The sequence below is a fragment of the Mesorhizobium ciceri WSM4083 genome, from assembly GCF_000519305.1.
Classification (GTDB): Bacteria; Pseudomonadota; Alphaproteobacteria; order Rhizobiales; family Rhizobiaceae; genus Mesorhizobium; species Mesorhizobium ciceri_B.
On the sequence record NZ_JAFG01000004.1, the window covers coordinates 459740 to 479204 of the forward strand.

21 protein-coding genes are annotated in these 19465 nt (G+C 64.1%); 11 read left to right on the plus strand and 10 right to left on the minus strand.

The genetic code is table 11. The annotated features are described in order from the left end of the window. The first annotated feature begins 4 nt into the window (after positions 1 to 4). The 6 genes from MESCI2_RS0108090 (at position 5) to MESCI2_RS0108115 (ending at position 5735) form a co-directional block, all read left to right on the plus strand. Positions 5 to 781 carry an SDR family NAD(P)-dependent oxidoreductase gene (locus MESCI2_RS0108090; RefSeq protein ID WP_027036135.1) on the plus strand — a complete coding sequence of 259 codons (777 nt, stop codon included), beginning with the start codon at positions 5 to 7 and terminating at the stop codon, positions 779 to 781. A gap of 32 nt (positions 782 to 813) precedes the next feature. Further along, positions 814 to 1812: an AraD1 family protein gene (gene araD1 / locus MESCI2_RS0108095; protein WP_027036136.1), complete on the plus strand. Its 999-nt coding sequence runs from the start codon at positions 814 to 816 to the stop codon at positions 1810 to 1812. Between the two features lie 52 nt (positions 1813 to 1864). After that, complete coding sequence (locus MESCI2_RS0108100) at positions 1865 to 2890, plus strand: ABC transporter substrate-binding protein (protein WP_027036137.1); 1026 nt, start codon at positions 1865 to 1867, stop codon at positions 2888 to 2890. A 75-nt stretch (positions 2891 to 2965) separates the two neighbouring features. Continuing rightward, positions 2966 to 4069: an ABC transporter ATP-binding protein gene (locus tag MESCI2_RS0108105; protein WP_027036138.1), complete on the plus strand. Its 1104-nt coding sequence runs from the start codon at positions 2966 to 2968 to the stop codon at positions 4067 to 4069. Beyond that, positions 4066 to 4938, plus strand: a complete 873-nt coding sequence (locus MESCI2_RS0108110) for an ABC transporter permease (protein WP_027036139.1) — start codon at positions 4066 to 4068, stop codon at positions 4936 to 4938. The genes MESCI2_RS0108105 and MESCI2_RS0108110 overlap by 4 nt, the downstream gene beginning before the upstream one ends. Then, the gene (locus MESCI2_RS0108115) at positions 4935 to 5735 is read left to right on the plus strand and encodes an ABC transporter permease (RefSeq protein ID WP_027036140.1); all 801 of its coding nucleotides are present in this window, start codon (positions 4935 to 4937) and stop codon (positions 5733 to 5735) included. The genes MESCI2_RS0108110 and MESCI2_RS0108115 overlap by 4 nt, the downstream gene beginning before the upstream one ends. Positions 5736 to 5826: 91 nt before the next feature. On the opposite strand, the gene MESCI2_RS0108120 is transcribed toward MESCI2_RS0108115, so the two are convergent. From MESCI2_RS0108120 to MESCI2_RS0108145, 6 genes are read right to left on the minus strand one after another with little or no spacing between them, the layout of a single operon-like run. Continuing rightward, the gene (locus tag MESCI2_RS0108120) at positions 5827 to 7086 is read right to left on the minus strand and encodes an ABC transporter substrate-binding protein (protein ID WP_027036141.1); all 1260 of its coding nucleotides are present in this window, start codon (positions 7084 to 7086) and stop codon (positions 5827 to 5829) included. 48 nt (positions 7087 to 7134) lie between these two features. Continuing rightward, a complete protein-coding gene (locus MESCI2_RS0108125; protein WP_027036142.1) occupies positions 7135 to 7563 on the minus strand; it encodes a hypothetical protein in 429 nt (142 codons plus the stop codon). Next, positions 7560 to 8615, minus strand: a complete 1056-nt coding sequence (locus MESCI2_RS0108130; protein ID WP_027036143.1) for an aldo/keto reductase — start codon at positions 8613 to 8615, stop codon at positions 7560 to 7562. The genes MESCI2_RS0108125 and MESCI2_RS0108130 overlap by 4 nt, the downstream gene beginning before the upstream one ends. Beyond that, positions 8612 to 8965, minus strand: a complete 354-nt coding sequence (locus MESCI2_RS0108135) for a TIGR04076 family protein (protein ID WP_027036144.1) — start codon at positions 8963 to 8965, stop codon at positions 8612 to 8614. The genes MESCI2_RS0108130 and MESCI2_RS0108135 overlap by 4 nt, the downstream gene beginning before the upstream one ends. Before the next feature lies 1 nt (position 8966). Continuing rightward, positions 8967 to 9449: a DUF3830 family protein gene (locus MESCI2_RS0108140; RefSeq protein ID WP_027036145.1), complete on the minus strand. Its 483-nt coding sequence runs from the start codon at positions 9447 to 9449 to the stop codon at positions 8967 to 8969. Beyond that, the gene (locus MESCI2_RS0108145; RefSeq protein ID WP_081738664.1) at positions 9446 to 10180 is read right to left on the minus strand and encodes a GntR family transcriptional regulator; all 735 of its coding nucleotides are present in this window, start codon (positions 10178 to 10180) and stop codon (positions 9446 to 9448) included. Before MESCI2_RS0108145 ends, MESCI2_RS0108140 begins: the two co-directional genes overlap by 4 nt. Before the next feature lie 126 nt (positions 10181 to 10306). Here MESCI2_RS0108145 and MESCI2_RS0108150 point away from each other — a divergent pair, with 126 nt between their 5' ends. Genes MESCI2_RS0108150 through MESCI2_RS0108170 form a run of 5 tightly spaced genes read left to right on the plus strand, consistent with a single transcriptional unit; the run spans position 10307 to position 15036 of the window. Continuing rightward, complete coding sequence (locus tag MESCI2_RS0108150; protein ID WP_027036147.1) at positions 10307 to 11104, plus strand: ABC transporter ATP-binding protein; 798 nt, start codon at positions 10307 to 10309, stop codon at positions 11102 to 11104. Then, the gene (locus MESCI2_RS0108155) at positions 11101 to 11850 is read left to right on the plus strand and encodes a branched-chain amino acid ABC transporter ATP-binding protein (protein WP_027036148.1); all 750 of its coding nucleotides are present in this window, start codon (positions 11101 to 11103) and stop codon (positions 11848 to 11850) included. Before MESCI2_RS0108150 ends, MESCI2_RS0108155 begins: the two co-directional genes overlap by 4 nt. Continuing rightward, positions 11847 to 12755, plus strand: coding sequence for a branched-chain amino acid ABC transporter permease (locus MESCI2_RS0108160; RefSeq protein WP_027036149.1), 909 nt, complete (start codon positions 11847 to 11849; stop codon positions 12753 to 12755). The genes MESCI2_RS0108155 and MESCI2_RS0108160 overlap by 4 nt, the downstream gene beginning before the upstream one ends. Beyond that, the gene (locus tag MESCI2_RS0108165; protein ID WP_027036150.1) at positions 12752 to 13735 is read left to right on the plus strand and encodes a branched-chain amino acid ABC transporter permease; all 984 of its coding nucleotides are present in this window, start codon (positions 12752 to 12754) and stop codon (positions 13733 to 13735) included. The genes MESCI2_RS0108160 and MESCI2_RS0108165 overlap by 4 nt, the downstream gene beginning before the upstream one ends. After that, positions 13732 to 15036, plus strand: a complete 1305-nt coding sequence (locus MESCI2_RS0108170) for an NAD(P)/FAD-dependent oxidoreductase (protein WP_027036151.1) — start codon at positions 13732 to 13734, stop codon at positions 15034 to 15036. Before MESCI2_RS0108165 ends, MESCI2_RS0108170 begins: the two co-directional genes overlap by 4 nt. Before the next feature lie 8 nt (positions 15037 to 15044). On the opposite strand, the gene MESCI2_RS0108175 is transcribed toward MESCI2_RS0108170, so the two are convergent. The 4 genes from MESCI2_RS0108175 to MESCI2_RS0108190 are packed head-to-tail and all read right to left on the minus strand — an operon-like array spanning position 15045 to position 19379. Beyond that, positions 15045 to 15701, minus strand: coding sequence for a GntR family transcriptional regulator (locus tag MESCI2_RS0108175; protein WP_027036152.1), 657 nt, complete (start codon positions 15699 to 15701; stop codon positions 15045 to 15047). A gap of 16 nt (positions 15702 to 15717) precedes the next feature. After that, entirely contained in the window at positions 15718 to 17028 is a 1311-nt protein-coding gene (locus MESCI2_RS0108180; protein WP_027036153.1) for an aspartate aminotransferase family protein, read from the minus strand. After that, entirely contained in the window at positions 17029 to 18087 is a 1059-nt protein-coding gene (locus MESCI2_RS0108185) for a phosphotransferase (RefSeq protein WP_027036154.1), read from the minus strand. It abuts the gene before it with no gap. Continuing rightward, positions 18084 to 19379 carry an ArgE/DapE family deacylase gene (locus tag MESCI2_RS0108190; protein ID WP_027036155.1) on the minus strand — a complete coding sequence of 432 codons (1296 nt, stop codon included), beginning with the start codon at positions 19377 to 19379 and terminating at the stop codon, positions 18084 to 18086. Before MESCI2_RS0108190 ends, MESCI2_RS0108185 begins: the two co-directional genes overlap by 4 nt. Positions 19380 to 19465: the final 86 nt, after the last annotated feature.

Below are 19465 nucleotides of genomic sequence, written 5' to 3' on the forward strand. Positions count from 1 at the left end.
CGCGATGACGGATGAAATCGGCTATGCGATCTATCCAAGCCTCAAGGGCCGCAGCGTCTTCATAACCGGCGGCGGCAGTGGCATCGGCGAAAGCCTGGTGCGCCATTTCTGCGCGCAAGGCAGCCGCGTCGCCTTCGTCGACATGGCCGAAGAACCATCCCAACGCCTGGTCGACGCGATCGCGGCCGAGGGACATGCCGCGCCGCTGTTCATTCCCTGCGACCTGCGCAACGTCGAAGAGTTGCAGGCGGCAACCGTGCAGGCGATGCGGCACAACGGCCCGATCCAGGCGCTATGCAACAATGCCGGCAATGACGACCGTCACCAGACCAAGGACGTGACGGTTGCCTACTGGGACGACCGCATGGCGGTCAATTTGCGCCACCAGTTCTTCGCGGCGCAGGCGGTGCGTCCGCAGATGAGCGCGCTGGGCGGCGGCTCGATCATCAATTTCGGCTCCATCACCTGGATGGTCGGCGATCCGGATTGCCCAGCCTATGTCACCGCGAAAGCGGCTGTTTACGGCATGACGCGGGCGCTGGCTCGCGAACTCGGCCCCGAACGCATCCGCGTCAACTGCATGGTGCCGGGATGGGTGATGACAGAGCGCCAGATGCGGCTGTGGCTGAACCCGGCCGGCGAACGCCAGATCGCGGAAAGGCAGTGCCTGCCCGACCGGCTGCAACCCTCCGACATCGCGCGCATGGCGCTGTTCCTCGCCGCCGACGACAGCCGCATGTGCACGAGCCAGCAGTTCATCGTCGATGCGGGCTGGGTGTGACCCGTACGGTTTCAAAGGAAGAAGGTTAGTTCATGCGTCTTGTTCAGTTCAAAATGGCCGACGGCAGCAGACGGGTCGGCCGCGTCTCCGACGACGGCAATCACCTGCACCCGCTCGACAAGACCAGCTCCGTGCTGGAACTCGCCGAGGCGGCAATCGCCCAAGGCGCCTCCATCGCGGCGCTGGTCGAGAAGCGGACCGGCGCGGCGAAAATCGATTACGACCAACTGTTGCGCGATGGCCAGGTGCTCGCTCCGGTCGACCATCCGGAACCGGCCCGCTTCCTGGTCACCGGGACCGGCCTGACCCACACCGGAAGCGCCGCCGCGCGCAACCAGATGCATGTCCTGACCCATGGCGAAGGTGCCGACGAATCCGATTCCTTGAAAATCTTCCGCATGGGGCTGGAGGGCGGCAAGCCTGGCGCCGGCAAGATCGGGATTCAGCCAGAGTGGTTCTTCAAGGGCGTCGGCACATGCGTTGTGCCGCCCGGCGCACCGCTGCCGATGCCGGCATTCGCGAAAGCCGGTGCCGAAGAGGCCGAGATCGTCGGCCTCTATCTCAATGGGCCGGACGGCCGCCCCTATCGCATCGGCTATGCGCTCGGCAACGAATATTCCGACCATGTGACGGAGGGCGAGAACTACCTCTACCTCGCCCATTCCAAGCTGCGCTCCTGCTCGATCGGGCCGGAATTGCTGATCGGCGACCTGCCCGAAGAAGTGCGCGGCCATTCGCGCATCCTGCGCGACGGCACTGTCATCTGGGAGCAGGAGTTCCTGTCGGGCGAAGCGCACATGTCGCACTCGATCGCCAATCTCGAACACTTCCATTTCCGCTACCCGATGCACCGCAGGGCGGGCGACCTGCACGCCTATTTCTTCGGCGCGGCGGTGATGAGCTACGCCTCCGGCGTCAAGACGGCTTCCGGCGACGAGTATGAAATCCAGGCACAGACATTCGGCAAGCCACTGCGCAACCGGATGGTGTCGGTGCCGGACGAGGGACTGGTCGCTGTTACCCAGCTGTGACGGCGCAGGCCCGAAAATTACGGTCCACCAGAACGACAATGGGAGATTAAAAATGGGACTGAAGAAAGCGTTTCTAAAACTAGCGACAATCGGGCTCGGCATCGGCCTGATGACATCGGCGGCGCTCGCCGCGAACCTTCGGGTACTGGCCTGGGACGGCTACGCCGATGCCGACTGGGTCAAGGACTTCACCGCCGCGACCGGCATCGGCGTCGATGTCGTCTTCATCGGCAGCGACGACGAGATCTGGGCCAAGATCAAGGGTAGCGAAGGCCAGGACTTCGACGTCTTCGCCGTCAACACCGCCCAGTTGCAGCGTTACATCAAGGCCGACCTGGTGTCGCCAATCGACGTCACGAAGCTCGCCAACCAGAAAGAAGTGCTGCCGCGCTTCCGCGACCTGACGGCGGTCAGCGGCGTCACCAAGGACGGCAAGGTCTACGGCATTCCGTTCTGCTTCGACTCCATCGGCCTGATCTACGACACCGACAAGGTCAAGCCGGCGCCGACCTCGATGTCGGTTCTGTGGGACCCGGCCTACAAGGGCAAGGTGCTGGCTTATGACAATGGCGAGCACAATTTCTCGTTCACCGCACTGACGCTCGGCTACAAGGATCCGTTCAACCTCAACGAAGAGCAGATGGCTGCGGTCAAGGCCAAGCTGGTCGAACTCAAGCGCAACGTGCTGAGCTTCTACACCACCGCCGACGAGGCGCAGCAGATCTACCAGAACAATGACGTGGCCCTGATCTGGGCCAATTACGGCCAGCAGCAGGTCAAGGCGCTGCAGAAGATCGGCGCCCATGTCGCCTACGTCAATCCAAGCGAGGGCGCGCTCGCCTGGCTCGACAACTGGGTCATTTCCAAGGGTGTCCGTGACAATGCGGCAGCCGAGAAATGGATCGACTTCATGCTGAGCAAGAAGGTCGGCGGCGAGCTTTCCGAGCGCACCGGCTTCGGCAACACAGTGACGGAAACCGGCAGCGCCGGCGGCAACGACAAGCTGGTCTGGCTCAACAATGTCGAGGACCCGCTCAAGCGGTCGGACATGTGGAACGAGGTCAAGGCGACGCCCTGATCTTTCCGCACCATGACTTGGAAGGACCCGGCGGTCCGGAGTTCCGGACCGCCGAAGCGTAAGCGAGAGTATTTCATGAACCAGAACACCGACCTCTTGACGCTGCGGTCCGTCTCGAAATCCTACGGCACGGTCCCCGTGCTGCACGACATCGACCTGTCGATCCGGGACGGTGAGTTCCTCACCGTTCTTGGACCATCCGGCTCCGGCAAGACCACGGTGCTGCGGCTGATCGGCGGGCTGGAACCGCTGACGTCGGGCGAGATCCGCTTGGATGGGCAAGACATCAGCCGCATGCCGATCAACCGGCGTCCGTTCAACACCGTGTTCCAGGACTATGCGCTGTTCCCGCACCTGACCGTTTCGGGCAATGTCGGCTACGGGCTTTCGGTTCGACATATCCAGCGCAAGGAAATCGCGCGCCGTGTCGCGGAAGCGCTGGACCTGGTCCAACTCGGCCGTTTCGCCGACCGCTTTCCCGCGCAGCTCTCCGGCGGCCAGCGCCAGCGCGTCGCGCTTGCCCGTGCGCTGATCTGCCAGCCACGCCTGATCCTGCTCGATGAGCCGCTGGCGGCGCTCGACCTCGAACTGCGCCGGCAGATGCAGGTGTTCCTGAAGTCCATCCAGCGCGAGATCAAGACCACCTTCCTGTTCGTCACCCACGACCAGGAAGAAGCCATCGGCATGGCCGACCGGATCTGTGTCATGGAGGCCGGCCATATCCGCCAGCTCGGCACGCCGCACGACCTTTACTACAGACCGAATTGCGAATTCGCCGCGCGTTTCTTCGGCGAGAACAATCTGGTGGCCGGAAAACTCGGACCGGTCCAGGGCGAGCTGCGATCGATCGAGACGACGCTCGGCCGCCTGGTCTGCTCGATCAGCGACCAGCCGCACTTGAAGGCCGCAACGGATGGCGCCAGCGCTTACGCCGCATTCCGTCCAGAAGCCTTGCATCTTGCGGATGCAAAGGACACCGACAACCATTTTTCCGGCACGATCTCCGACATGGCCTTTGCCGGCTCGTCGACCGTCGCCACCATCATGGCCGGCGCCGACAATGCCGCGCAACGCTTGCGGCTGCGCGTGCCTAGCCGCGTCGACGGCAGCGCGCTCAAATCCGGCGAGACTGTCTCGCTTTCGTTTGCGCCGCATGAAGGCCATCTGGTGCTGGCATGAGCAAAGCCGACTCGACGCTGCCTGCGGAAAGACGGTTGTCGCTGCTGGTGACGGTGCTGGCGTTTGCCTTGCCGGTGGTCTTCGTCCTGGTGCCGCTGGCGATCTTCCTCGGCTACAGTTTCTTCAGCGTCGACCAGGGCACGATCGTCTACAGCTTGTCGCTGGGCAACTATGTCAGGTTCTTCACCGACCCGGTCTTTCTGCCGGTGTTCTGGAACACCATCGTGCTGTGCGTGTCGGTGGCCATCATCTGCATCCTGCTTGCCTATCCCGCAGCCTACTTCCTGACGACGCTGAAAGGCCGCTGGCGCTACGCCTTGCTGATGCTGCTGCTGGTGCCGTTGCTGATGAGCTACGTCATCAAGATCTATGCGATCCGCAGCATCCTGGGCCTCAACGGCTTTCTCAACAAGGCGCTGGTGACACTTGGCATCCTGCAGGAGCCGTCGACGCTTTTCGTGTTCAACATGAACGCCATCCTGCTAACGCTGACGCTGCTGCTTATCCCGTTCGCCATCCTGCCTATCTTCCTGTCGCTGGAGCGAATTCCGCAGGTGTTGCTGCGTGCGTCCGACGATCTCGGCGCGAGCGGCTTGCAGACCTTCCTGCGCATCACCTTGCCGCTCAGCCTGCCCGGCGTCGCTTCGGCGGCGAGCTTCGTCTTCGTGCTGGCGATCGGCGATTTCCTGACGCCGCAAATGGTCGGCGGGATCAGCGGCTTCACCTTCGGCCGCATCCTCTACAGCCAGTTCGGCACGGCCTATAACTGGCCGTTCGGCGCGGCGCTGTCGGTGGCGCTGGCCGTCGTGGTGATCGCGGCAATCCTCATCGGCGAACGCTTCGGACGCAACCGGGGGATTTCGGTATGAGCGCCCTGCCCCGACTGTCGACGATCTTTCTGGCCGCGATCACGACACTGGTTGCGGTGCTGCTCTACAGCCCGCTGTTCGTGCCGATCGTGTCGTCGTTCTTCACCATTTCGCATGGCTCCGTCGACTGGTCGTCGCCGACCCTTGCGACTTATGTGGCGCTGGCCGAAAATCACGACATATTGACCGCCTTGCGCACCACGCTGATCGTCGGCGTCTGCACCGTCATCCTGTCGGTGGTCAGCGGAACGCTGCTGGCGCTCTATTATCATGGCCGGCGTTCCGGGCGCTCGCTGCTGCAGTTCATCATCTTCCTGCCGTTCCTGATGCCGCCGATCATCAGCGGCCTCGCGCTGCTGATCTTCTTCCGCGAAATCGGCCTCGAACGCTCGCTGCTGACGGTCGTCATCGGGCATACGGTTTTCGTGCTGGCGATCGTCTACCGCACGGTGCTGATGCGGCTGCAGTCGATGAGCCGCACGCTGGTCGACGCGTCCTACGATCTCGGTGCCACGGGCTGGCAAACGTTCTGGCGCATTATCCTGCCGAACCTGTCGAGCGCCATGGTTGGCGGCGCCATCCTGGCCTTCGCGCTGTCGTTCGACGAGACGATGATCACGATCCTGGTCACAGGTACCCAGAGCACGCTGCCGGTCAGGCTGTGGGCAATGATGCGGCTTGGCTTCTCACCTGACATCAATGCGCTGGTAGCGCTGATCCTGATGTTCACCGTGCTGCTCTGCGTGCTCGCCGCCCGCTTTCTCATCCCTAGGCAAGTTGCGACCGAACGGACTTGAGTGCCGGGCAGGAGCGCCGCAATGAGGCAGCCATATTCTTGGTCCGGCATCGATGCTGACACAATCGATGCCGGACCAAACGGAATGATGCTTACTGAAGCTTGGCTTGCAAGGCGTCGACATCGTCGGTGGTCATTTCACCATCCGTCGCCACCTTGCCGTCGACGATCTTCCACAGCCGAAACGGGCCGGTGATGTCGCCATATTTGTCGAAGGCAACCGGGCCGATGACGCCTTCATAGCGGATCGGCTTGCCGTCCTTGATCAGGCCAAGTGCCTTGGCGAACTCTTCCTTGCCGGCAAAGATCGGCGTGCCGGCCGGATCGACCGCCTTGTACATCGCGTCCTTGATCTTGGCCGGATCCTCGGAGCCGGCAATGGCGATGGCGAGGCCAACAATCGCGCCGGCGTCATAGGAACGGTCGGCCGCCGGATTGGTCGGTTCGATGCCGGAGAATTCCTTGTAGTTCTTGGTGAAATACTCCGTCGAGGCCGTCGGGCTGGTGCCGGAAGACGTGCCGTAGGCTTCCTTCAGATAATCGGCGCCGACGGATTCGATGAAGTCCGGGCTGTTCATGCCGTCATTGAGCAGGAATTTCTGCACGCCGCCCTGCGAGATCCAGGTACGAGCGACCGTTGCACCGTCGACCGGCGTGCTGACGAGATAGAGCCCGTCCGGCTCGCCGGCCATCGCCGCCGTGACTTCCGAGGCATAGCTCGACTGCTTTTCGTTGTAAGGCGTGTCGGAGACGATGGTGCCACCGAGCGCTTTGTAGGCCCGCGAGAATTCGGCCACCATGTTGACGCCGAAATCGTTGTTGACGTGGATGATCGATAGTTTCTTGAAGCCCTTGTCGACGGCGTATTTGGCGGCGGCGACGCCCTGCAGCGCATCCGAGGTGATGGTGCGGAAGAAGATGCCGTTGGTCTTGCCGTCGCGGCCGAGCGCCGTCAGCGTCGGCGAGGACGAAGCCGGCGAGACCTGGACGATCTTGGCTGGCGCGGTGACGGAGGTCAGGATCGGGATCGACACAGACGAGATGATACCGCCGATGATGACCGGCACCTTCTTGACCTGAACGAGCTGGGTGGCGGCATCGACCGCGATGTTGCCCTGGCTCTGGCTGTCGCGCGTGTCGGTGACGAGATCGCAGCCGCGCACACCGCCGGCTCCGTTGATGTCGCGGAAGGCCATCTCGACCGACTTGGCGCCGGCCTGGCCATATTCGCCGGCCGGGCCGGTCAGCTCCATGACGAGGCCAACGGTGATCTTGCAATCGGCTGCCTGCGCGGCACCCGCCATCGTGACGAGGGCGAGCGCGGTGGTGAGTTGGAGTATCGTCTTTGTCATTGTTGTTCCCCTTTCGTTACTCGACTGTATTCGAATTCTGGAGCCTGTTCAGCGTTCCGGCACCTGCAGCCAGGTCTCATGCAGATGTCGCCATTCGACGCCGTTGGGCGCCGATGAACTGGTGGTGAAGACGGCGCTCGACTGGCGGCGGCTGTGCTTGCCTGCGCGCAGCTGCGCTTCGACATAAAGGACGACGATCGTATCGGCGTCCTGCCAGCCGGGCTGGATGTCCTCGATCGAAATGGCAAAACCATCGTCGCAGGAAGCGCGGCTTGCGCGGACATGATCGACGACCGCTTCGCGATCGAGAATCTGCCCGTCCGGCGCCACCATGCTGAGGTCTTTGCCCATGGCGCGTTCGAAGCGGCCGAAGTCCACCGTGTTGGCGCGCGCAGCGACGAACCAGTCGACGAAGAAGCGGTGCAGGTCGATGATTTCGGCGCTGGCGCGTGAAAACAGGGAGGGCTCGCCGCTCATTTCTTCCCCGCATTGAGGTTGTAGTGCATGATCGAGCCGTGACGGCCATGGCGGTCGCGCTCCAGCGTGTAGACGTCACCCTCGAGGCTCGTGCCTTGCGCGATGACGGCCGCAATCCGCGCCCGGTCCTCGGCATCGAGCGCAACGTCCATGATCTTTGCATTGGCAATGGCGTGCGCCTGGTTGCGGGCACCGACGATGACGGCCGCCACTTGCGGCTGCTCCAGCACCCAGGCGCTGGCGATGGTGGCGATGTCGACGCCGTGGCGCTCGCCAACGGCCTTCAGCGCCTGCAGCAGGTGCTGAAACAGGTCCCAGCCGCCGAAATCGTCGATGATCAGCTTGTATTTGACCAGCGAACGGTTTTCGAGCGGCGTGGCGGGCTCGGCCGCCCCGAGCCATTTGTCGCTGAGAAAGCCGCCGGCAACCGAGCCGTAACAGAGGAAGCTGACGCCGTTCTGTTTTGCCAGTGCCGCCAGGCTGTTGCCCGGGCGTTGGTCGAGCACGGAATATTGCAGTTGCTGGCTGACCAGCGGGATGCCGGCGGCGAGGATTTCGGCCAGGCGCGGCGTATCGAAATTGGTGGTGCCGAGATTGCGCACCTTGCCTTCCAGCCGAAGCTCGTCGAGCCAGCCCATCGCCTCGACATAGCGAGGCTGGTCATAATCCCACCAGTGGAACTGAACGAGATCGAGCCGCTCGGTCTTCAGCCGCCGCAATGACTGGTCGACGATGCCCCTGATATAGTCGCGGCTGATGCTGGCCAGCCGTTCGAGGTCGGGCACCAGCTTGGTGTGCACCTTCATCCGGGCGGCGACGTCGAGACCGCGCTCGCTTGCCAGCCGCAGGCGCGCGGCGCCGATCAGCTCCTCGACGCCGGTGTAGATGTCGGCGCAATCATAGGTCCAGATGCCGGCATCGAAGGTGGCGATCAGATCGGCAACCGCCTGGCTGCGGTCGATGGCGCCGTGGCCGCCGGCCAACTGCCAGCCGCCGCGAATGACGCGCGAGATGGTGTAGCCGGGGCCGAGGTCGAAGGTCTTGGCGGTCATGTCAGGTCATCTTCCTTCGGCAGCGGCACCGCCGTGGTCTCGGCGTGGCTGAACCGTCGCTTGGCCACCCTGACGATCCGCAGCCGGCTGGCGCAATTGGGATCGGGACAAGCGATCTCGGCGTCCGATGTCATCCAGTCGTTCGGATGAGTTGGACGCTGCTTGGCCGCCAGCAGCGGCAAGACGGCGGCGAGCGAATAGATCGAAAAGCCCTGCCCCGCTGGCATCGACAGCATCTCGCCCTTGAGTTCGAAGTAGTCGCCGGCCTTGGCGCCGCAATAGATCGGCTTGCCCTCCGGAATGACCGCCTCGACGCGAAGGTCGAACAGCTCGAAACTGTCGTCGGCCATGTCAGGCCTCCACCAGACTGAAGGTGACATCGCAGGCGCCGTTGCGCCGGATGACACCGCAAGCGGCGGCGAACCGATCGCGCTCTTCGATGCGCACCTGCGCCACCACGCTGCCGGCCAACCAGCCGATCGGGAACAGGAGCCGCGCGTCCTGCCCGTAGTAGAGGCCGATGTCGAAGATCGCATTGGGATTGCCGCCCCACATGCGTGGCGGCACGTAGGACAGCACGATATCGCCCGGCTGCGGGTTCAGCGTCGCGTTCTCGGCCGGCAACGGCCTGGCATAGGCCTGGCCCTCGAGATCGGCTGATGGAACCGGACAGGAAATCTCAGGCCCTGTCCACATCGCGTGGATGCCCGGGACGACGCGTGGCGTGCCGAGATAGGCCAAGAGGAAGGCAGCGTTTTCCGGCGCTTTCCCGGGCAGCAACAGGGCCGTGACGGAAAGCTGCGAGCGCGGCTCGGTGATCCTGATGGCGGTCATGTCTGGTCCTTCGCGGCATTGGCTTGCAGCTTGCTGCGGAGGAAGGTGAAGGGTCGGCTGATGTCGGCGACCAGCGACTCGCGCGCCGCCTGCGCATCCTGCGTGGACAGCGCCGTGACGATGCGGCGGTGGTATTGGGCTGTGTCGACCTCGCCGGCTTCCGAGAAGGCATAGATGGCGACACGAATGCAGGGGCCTGATTGCAGCCACAGGCTCTCGATCATCGGGATCAGCACCGCCGAGCCGCAGGAACGGTAGATCTCGAAATGAAAGCTCTGGTTGAGCGTCACTTCGCGATCGACGTCCTTCTTGTGCTTCAGCGCCCGCATCTCGTCCCATTCGGCCAGAATGGTTTCGATGGTGGCGATCTGGCGCGGACCCATGCGGGCGGCGGCCAGCGCGATCGCCTCGCCCTCGATCAGGATGCGGGCGCGCAAGAGATCGTCGAGACGTTCCAGCGTGATCGGCGGCACGCGCACCGAACGGTTGGGCAGCGCCTCCAGCGCCTTTTCCGTGATCAGCCTGCCGAGCGCCTCGCGCACCGGCATGGTCGAGGTGACCAAGGCGTCAGCCAGGCCACGGATGGTCAGCACCTGGCTCGGCTCGAACAGACCGCCGATCAGGGCGCGGCGCAGTTCGGAATAGACGCGGTCCTGCACCGTTTCGCGCCCGACTGGCGCAAGCTGGGCCGCGATCGCCTCGTTGTTCTTTTCGATGGCAGCCTTTTGCATGGAATTCCGTTCGTGGCCGGTTTTCGGCTTGCGGATGAAATTAAAGCCGAATAGCGTGATCAAAGCAAGTGTGATCACAAATCATAATCAGGAGACGGCAACGATCGTCTTCGGCCAGAGGGTTTGATGAGCGAGGCAACCAAACGGCAAGGGGAAACCCGCGCGCCGGTTCTGACGGCAAGGAATGTCGTCAGGCGGTTCGGCGGCCTTGTCGCGGTCAACGATGTCTCGTTTGACGTCAAAGCGGGAGAAATCCTCGGCTTGATCGGCCCCAATGGTGCCGGCAAGACGACGATGTTCGACCTGCTCGCCGGCAGCATCCTGCCGACGAGCGGCGAGATCCTGCTCAACGGCACGCCTGTCTCGGGCGAAGCCGCGCATTTGCGTATCGGCCGTGGCCTTGGCCGCACGTTTCAGATCCCGCGCCCACTGCCCAATCTGACGCTGATCGAAAACATCATGCTGGCGGCACAGGGCCAGGCCGGCGAAAAACTGCTCGCCAATTTCATCACGCCATGGCGCGTCGCCGCGCAGGAAAGAGCCGCCAGGACAAAGGCGCTCGAACTGCTGGAACTGGTCACCCTCACTCATCTCGCGCATGAGCCGGCGCGGGTGCTTTCCGGCGGCCAGCGCAAGCTGCTCGAACTCGCCCGCGTCATGATGGCCGATCCGGCGATCATCCTGCTCGACGAACCGGCGGCCGGCGTCAACGCGACGCTGCTGGAGGTCATCATCGACCGCATCCGGGACATCAACGCGCGTGGCATCACCTTCCTGCTGATCGAGCACAATATCGACATGGTAACGCGGCTCTGCCATCGCGTCCTGGTCATGGCGAGCGGCCAGCTGCTCAGCGAAGGCACGGCGGAAGAGGTCGCTCGCGACCCGCGCGTCATCGAGGCCTATCTCGGAGGCGCGGCATGAGCGAGATCGTTCTCGATGTCCGCGACCTCGAAGCCGGCTACGAGCCCGGCGTGCCGATCGTGCGCGGCGCCTCGATCACCGTCGCCAAGGGCGAGATCGTCGTCGTGCTCGGCCCCAACGGCGCCGGCAAGTCGAGCTTCATCAAGGCGATCGCCGGCCTCGTCCCGATCACCGGCGGCACGGTGTTTCTGGACGGCAAGGACATCACCGCCGCGCCTGCCCACACCATGGTGCGGCTTGGGCTGGCCTTCGTGCCGCAGACCGAAAACATCTTTCCGCTGATGTCGGTCGAGGACAATCTCAAGGTCGCTTGTGGCATCCTCGAACGGCGCGAAATCCCTGGCCGTATCGAGGAGATGTATTCGGCTTTCCCCGATCTCGTCCGCCAGCGCCGCACCCCCGCCGGCAATTTGTCGGGCGGGCAGCGGCAGATGCTGGCCGTCGCGCGAGCGCTGATCGTCCACCCCAAAGTGCTGGTTCTGGACGAGCCGTCGGCCGGCCTGTCGCCGAAATTCGTCTCGATGGTGTTCGAGATGCTGGCAAACATCCGCAAGTCCGGCGTCACCATCCTTTTGGTCGAGCAGAATGCCAAGGCGGCGCTCGCCATCGGCGACCGCGCCTATGTGCTGGTCGAAGGCAAGGACCGGCACGAGAGCATTGCATCCGAACTGTGGAACGATCCGGTGGTCGCCGAACTCTACCTTGGCCAGCGCCCATCTCAGGCAGGGAAAGGAGGCACGGCATGAGCCTGCAATTTGTCGTCGACGGATTGCTGACGGGTTCGATGATCGGCCTCGGCGCCATTGGCGTGACGCTCACCTATTCGATCCTGCGCTTCTCGAACTTTGCCCATGGCGACTTCATGGCCTGGGGAACCTATGCGACGTTGGCCGTCGTCAGCGCCATCGGCGCGACATTCGGCAAGGTGGCGCCGATCGCACCGCTGTCCTTCGGCTGGCCGCTCATTGTTGCGCTCGCTATCGGTATGGCCTTCACCGCGCTCTTGGCGCTGCTGCTCGACAAGGTGCTGTTTTCGCGGCTTCGCTCGCAAGGCCAGGCGATCATCGTGGTGATGGCGAGCTTCGGCGCCTCGATGGCGCTGAGAAGCTTGCTCGAATTCACTTTCACTTCGCGGCCGACCTATTTCAGCCGGGCAATCCAGATCGCCATGCCGGTCGGCTTCGGCATCCGCATCACGCCCGACCAGATCGCCCTGCTACTGCTGACCGCGGTGCTGGTGCTCGGCGTGCATCTGTTGATGACGCGCACGCAGACGGGCCGCTCGATGCAGGCCTTGAGCCAGAACGCGGCACTGGCCCGCATCGTCGGCATCGATGTCGCCAGCGTGGTGCGCGTCACCTGGGTCATCGGCGGGGGGCTGGCCTGTGTCGCCGGCGTGATGATCGGCATTCTGGTGCAAATCCGCCCATTCATGGGCTTCGACATGCTGCTGCCGATGTTTGCCGCCGCCATTCTCGGCGGCATCGGCAGCATCCCCGGCGCAGTGCTCGGCGGCCTGATCATCGGGCTCGCCGAAGCGAGTGCCGTGCAATTGATCGGCGCCGAATGGCGCGCCGCCGTCTCCTTCATCATCCTGATGGCGGTGCTGTTCGTGCGACCGATCGGCCTGTTTGGTGTGAGGGAACGCTGATGGATCTGCTCGGGTACGGCGCCTTCTTCCTGACCACCGCGCTGATCTTTTCGCTGGTCACGCTGGGGCTCAATCTGCAATGGGGCCTGACCGGGCTGTTCAATGTCGGCCTCGCTGGCTTCGTCGCCATCGGCGCCTACACCTCGGCGCTGCTGACCACTCCCGACGACGCCGCGCGGCTGGGTGGCTTCGACCTGCCGATCCTTGTCGGCTGGCTCGGCGCCATGGTCGTCGGCGGCATCGCCGCGGCGCTCACCGGCATGGCGACGCTGCGGCTGAGATCCGACTATCTGGCGATCACCACCTTCGGTGTTGCCGTCGTCGTGCAACTGGTCGCGCTCAACGCGCAGAAGCTGACCGGCGGCCCGTTCGGCATCGGTTTCATCCCGCGCCCCTTCGGCGGGCTTGCCGAGACGCCGCTGCTGTTCAACTTCTCCAACCTTGCCGTGGTCTCGGTCGTCACGCTGATCGCCTATCTCGCCTTGGAACATCTGTCGCGCAGCCCATGGGGGCGGGTCTTGAAGGCGCTGCGTGAGGATGAGCGGGCAGCGATCTCGCTTGGCAAGAGCGCGCGTTTCTATCGCGTCCAGACCTTTGCCGTCGGCGGCGCCATCATGGCGCTGGCCGGCGCGCTGCAGGCGCATTTCACCGGCTTCATCGCGCCGGACAACTACCTTCCGATCCTGACCTTCCAGGTCTGGGTAATGCTGATCGTCGGCGGCTCGGGCAGCAATCTCGGCGCCGTCATCGGCAGCATCCTGGTGTGGGCGATATGGGCCGGATCAGGCACGCTGACCAGCATCCTGTTCCCGCCGGAACAGCAGGCGCGCGCCGCCGCACTGCAGATCGCCGCGATCGGCGTCATGCTCTGCGTCATCCTGCTGATCCGACCGAACGGCCTGCTCGGCGACAGGCCGCGGCGGCCGTGGTTTGGCAAGCGGGCGAAGGTAGCGACGGCCAAGAGCATCTCCCCGTCATGAATGCCGCGATCCGGCAGGAAGCGCGCGGCGCTTCGCTCTGGCATGCCGTCAGCCGTAACCGTCGAGAGCGGCCGGCGCTGCAGAGCGGAATCGATGTCGACCTCGCCATCGTCGGCGGCGGCTTTTCCGGCCTTTCAACCGCGCTGCATGCGGCGGGCAAAGGCCTTTCCGTCGCCGTTCTCGAAGCCGAGTTCATCGCCTGGGGTGCGACCGGCAGGAATGCGGGCTTTGTCGTGCCGAACTTCGCCAAAATGGATCCAGTCGACATACTGGCCCATCTCGGACCGTCGCGCGGCGAAAGGCTGATCGATTTCGCCGCCGGCAGCGCCGACCTGGTTTTCCGCCTGATCCGGCAGCACGGCATCGACTGCGACGCCGTGCAGAACGGATGGATCCAGCCGGCGCATTCGCCTGCCGCCTTCGAGAAGGTCAAATCACGTGCCGGGCAATGGGCGCAGCGTGGCCGGCCGGCAGTCACATTGGATCGGCAGGAAATCGAAACGCTGACGGGCGTGCCAGGCTATGTCGGCGGCTGGATGGATCGTTGCGGCGGCGTGCTCAATCCGGTCGCCTATGCGCGCGGGCTCGCGGATGCGGCGGAGAAGGCCGGCGCGAAGATCTTCGAGCAGACGCGCGTCACCTCGGTTGATCGGACAGCCGATGGCTGGATGCTGAAAACGCCATCTGGCTCGGTGCGCGCCGGCAAGGTGCTGATCGCCACCAACGCCTATGGCCGGTCCCTCAATCCGTCATTGCAGCGAACCTATTTCCCGCTCAAGGTTTTCCAGATCGCAACAGCGCCGCTGCCTCGTGAAGTGCGCAGCCGGTTGCTTCCCGGTGGGCAAGGTGTCGGCGACACCAAGCGCAATCTGTTCACCTTCCGCTTCGACGCCGAAAACCGGCTGATCAGCGGCGGCATGCATATCCTTGGCGCCGGTGCGGATACGCGCGTACCGCAGACGATCTGGCGAAGGCTCGGCCGGCATCTCGATCTGCCCAATCTGCCGCCGCTTGCCTATAGCTGGTCGGGAATGGCAGCGGTCGAACCGGATTTCCTGCCGCATCTGATCGACCTCGGCTCGGGCCTGATCGCCGGCCGCGCCTGCAACGGCCGCGGCATCGCCATGACCACGGCGATGGGCAAGGTGCTGGCGGACTGGGCTGCTGGAACCGATGCCCGCGACCTGCCGCTGCCCTTCGCGGCGCCGGCGCCGATCCCGTTCCACGCCTTGCTGCGGCACGCGCCCAACATGCTGCTCGGCTGGAGCATGCTGCGCGACCGGCTGGACGGGACGAGCTAGGCCGACGGCTACCTGGCAGCGTCAAGGTTTGCAGATAGTACGGCGGCCGCCACGGCGATGTCCTTTTCTATGAAAATCCGCACGGTGGGACCGCTGCGCTGCTCCAGTGCGGCGACGATCTTGCGATGCGCGTCGTTGGACTGCGGGATGTAGCGATCGGCCTGCATCAGCAGCTTGAGATAAGGCCCAACCCGCCCCCAGAGGTCGCGGATCATGTTGAGCAGGATCGGTGCGCCGGCGTGCTGGTAGATGGCGAAGTGGAACGCCTCGTTCAACGAGAGATAGGCCCTGGCGTCGCCGGCCTCGATGGCACGCTGCATGCCGGCGAGCGTCGCTTGTATGTCAGCCAGCCCGCTTTCGCTCATCCTGGTCGCCGCCATCTCGCCCGCCAGTCCCTCGACGGCGATGCGGATGCGCGTCAGCTCCTCGAAGGCAGGCGCGGACAGCAACGGCACGATGACCGAGCGGTTGTTCTGCATCTCGAGCAGCCGCTCGGCGACAAGCCTCTGCAGCGCCTCGCGGATCGGTGTCGTCGAGATGCCGAACGTCTCGGCGAGCTTGCGGATGACCAGTGTCTGGCCCGGGCTGAAGCCGCCGGAAATCAACTCCTGCTTGAGCGCGCCATAGGCGCGGTCATTCAGGGTTTGATGTTCGAGCTTCAGCATGCGCGGCCCGCTCCGATCACCAGTTCGACAAAGCGCGATCGAGCGTCTCGGCCAGTTGCTCGGCATTGTCCCTGGCAAACGGCAGTGGCGGCCTGATCTTCAGCACATTGCCGCGCGGACCGCAGGACGAGATCAGCACGCCGTCCTCGCGCATGGCGTCGACGACCGCCGATGTCTTGGTGGCGGCCAGCGCCTCGTCACCGTCCGCCGTCAGTTCGATGCCGAAATAGAGGCCGTTGTGCCTGATATCGGCGACCGCGCCATGCCGGCCCTGCAGGGCGCGCAGCAGCTCAGCCGTATAAGCGCCGACATTGCGCGCATTCTCGATCAGTCCTTCACCTTCGATCACCTGCAGCACAGCGAGGCCGACGGCGGCAGCGACTGGATTGCCGCCGAATGTGTTGAAGTAGCCGGTGTTCGAACCGAAGGACGCGACAAGCTGCGGCCGCACCAGCACGGCGCCCATCGGATGCCCGTCGCCGATCGGCTTGCCCATCGTGACGATGTCGGGCTCGATGCCATAGTTTGCGAAACCCCACATTCCCTGGCCAAGCCGGCCGAAGCCGGACTGGACCTCATCGGCAATGACGATGCCGCCGGCCTTTTTGACGTGATCCGCCGCTTCGCGCATCACCGCCGCATCGGGAAAGAAGATGCCGTCGCTGGAAAAGGCCGAGTCGAGAAGCAGCGCCGCCGGCTCGATGCCTTTTGTGCGCATGTCCTCGATGGCGGCGGCGACATTTTTAGCGAAATCATGCGCGGCCCGGCCACGGTCGCGGAATGTGTCCGGCGCCGACACGGTGCGATGGTGTGCGGGCACGCCCTTTGCCCCGACAGCAGCCGGTGAAAGCTGCGCCGTCGCGATCGTGGCGCCGTGATAGGCGAAGTCGGTGATGATCACCCCGGTGCCGCCGCTGGAATGCTGGGCGATGCGGATGGCGAGATCGTTGGCCTCGCTGCCGGTGCAGGTGAACATGGCATGGCCGAGATGGGCCGGAACGGTGCCGAGAAGCTTTTCCGCGTAATCGAGGATGATCTCGCTGAGATAGCGTGTGTGGGTGTTGAGCGTTGCGGCCTGTCCGGACAGCGCCTCGACAACGCGCGGGTGGCAGTGGCCGACCGAGGCGACGTTGTTATAGGCGTCGAGGAATCTGCGGCCCTGGGCATCGTAGAGCCACACACCGCTGCCGCGCACCAGATGAATCGGGTTGCGGTAGAAGGCGCGGTAGGTCGGCCCGAGCAGCCTGGCGCGGCGCTCGAGCAGCGCGCGCTCCGATGCAGCCGCGTCGGCATTTGAAGGATATGGCGAGGACAGGGACACGAGCATCTACTCCGGATTGGAATGGTCGAGAAAATAGCGGCGAGCATCAGCGGACGACAGGTCGTCCAGCCGTGTGAGCGAGGCCCAGACTTCGGTGGCGAGGCGCAGCACGTAATCGCGCTTGGCCGGGAACCGCTCGGCCTGCCAACTGGCGATGTTGACAATGAGCGCAAGTCGGGCACGGATCAGGTCGAAAAGAATGCCGATCTCTTCGGCCTCCAATGGCTGCACCGACTGATAGCCGGCGACAAAGCGCGCCGCCGGCGCAAGCGGATGACCTTCCGCCGGCCAGCGGTAGACGGCGCCGATGGCGAGGTCGCAGATCAGCGGTGAATGGATCATGTCGCCGAAATCGAGGATGCCGCTGACGATCTCCGGCCGCGACGCGTCCATCACCACATTGTAGGAGTTCATGTCGTTGTGGACGATCTGCGCGCGCAGGGTGGGGATGACCGGCGCCGCATGCTCCTCGAAGGAGTCGATCGCGCGCTCGACCGTCGCCCGCCGGCTCGGATCGGTGATGTGCGCCATCATCGGCCGTGTCTTGGCGACCTTGCGGATGTCCCAGAGCAGGTCGTTGCCAGCGGCCGGGTGGAAGAAGCCGCGCAGCGCCCTGCCAAGGCGGGCGAGGAAGATGCCAAGATTGCGATCCTGCGCCTCGGAAGTCGGTGAGCGCGACAGCAACTGGCCGGGCAGATAGGTCACCAGCCGGATGATGCGCGGCGCCGATCCAGCGACGCTGACCGCGAACTGCGCTTCGCCCTCGAGGCTTTTGCGCACCGAGGGAACCGGCAAAGTGGGGTCGACCGCAAGGATGTGGTCGAGCGCCTTGTTCTGGAAATCGGTGAAGCCGGCCTCTTCCGCCGGATGGGAGATTTTCAGGACGAACTCGCCATCGCCATCGGTCTGGATATGGAAATTGTGGTCGCGTTCGCCAGGCAGCGGACGCGCGGTGCCGGTGAGCCCATAGTGCTGGCGCAGGATGGCAAGCGCGTCGGCGGTCGAGACATCCGGCGCGTCCTCGGCGAGCGTTTCGCCGAACGCATCGGGGACGGCCGTATTCATGGCTTGGCCTCGACAGGTTCGAGGCCGCACCAGTCGGCAATGAACAGCGCGATCGTCTGGGTGACCTTGCGCACCGAGTCGAGATCGACCGCTTCGTCATAGCCATGCGGCATGCGGCAGATCGGGCCGTAGACGATCGCCGGCGTGTCGGCGTAGAGGCCGAAGAAACGCGCATCGGTTGTCGCCGATGTGACGTGTTCCGTCAGCGGCTCGCCCCACACGGCGGTATGGCTGCGGCGCAGCACGGCTTCCATCTCGTCGGCGCCCTCCAGCACATAGCCCTCGGCCATGAAGCCGTTGTAGGTCATCGTCGGTGGGCGATTGGCCAGGAACGGATCGGCACGCGCCGCGTCGGCAATGCAGGCTTCAAGCTCGGCCCTGGCGTCTTCGAGCCTCTGGCCGGGATAGGTGGCGACGCGCATCTCGAAGACACAGCGCGCCGGAACGCTCGATGTCCACTCGCCGCCTTCGATCTTGCCGAGGTTGAAGCGGATCGGATGCGGATGATCGTGGAAATGCTTGTCGTCGACCTTGCGCGCGTTCCAGACGATTTCGAGCTGCTTCAGCGCCTGGATGATGATGAAGGCTTTTTCGATGGCATTGGCGCCGGCCGAGAATGCACCCGAGGCATGCTGCGGGTCGCCGTCGACCTCGACCCGGAACCAGATCGGACCGACCTGTGCCCGCATCAATCTCGGCTCCAGCGGTTCGGGAATAAAGGCGGCGTCGGCGCGGTAGCCGCGCTGCAGGCAAGCGAGCGCGCCATTGCCGGTGCATTCTTCCTCGACCACCGACTGCAGGTAAACGTTCGCGGCCGGCTGATAGCCAAGGCTGCGCAAGGCGGTCAGCGCATAGAGGCAGGCGGACAGGCCGGCCTTCATGTCGCCGGCGCCGCGGCCATGCATCCAGCCGTCCTCGATCACCGGGTCGTAGGGATCGCGCACCCAGCGGTCGAGCGGTCCGGTCGGCACGACATCGATATGGCCGTTGAGGATCAGCGAGCGGCCGGTCGCGGTTCTCGGCGTGTGCGTGGCAACGACATTGAAGGCATCATCATAGGAAACCGCCACAGGTGAAAAACCGGGCAAGTCGCGGATCGCATCGACATCGACGCGCCACATGTCGACCGCATAGCCGTTAGCCTCATAGGCAGCCGCCATGAACGATTGTGCGGCATGTTCCTCGCCACGCTGGGATGGAAACCGCACGAGGTCTTGCAGAAACGCGACCTGTCGGGCGAAGCCGTCATCGACCGCGCTCAGAATGGCCTCATCCGCAATCCGCTCAGGCATCATATTTCACTTTCTTCTGGATGGTGTATCATATCTCATATGCCATTCCTGTGAAATGCAAGAGGCATACGCGCCAAACTTTCAGT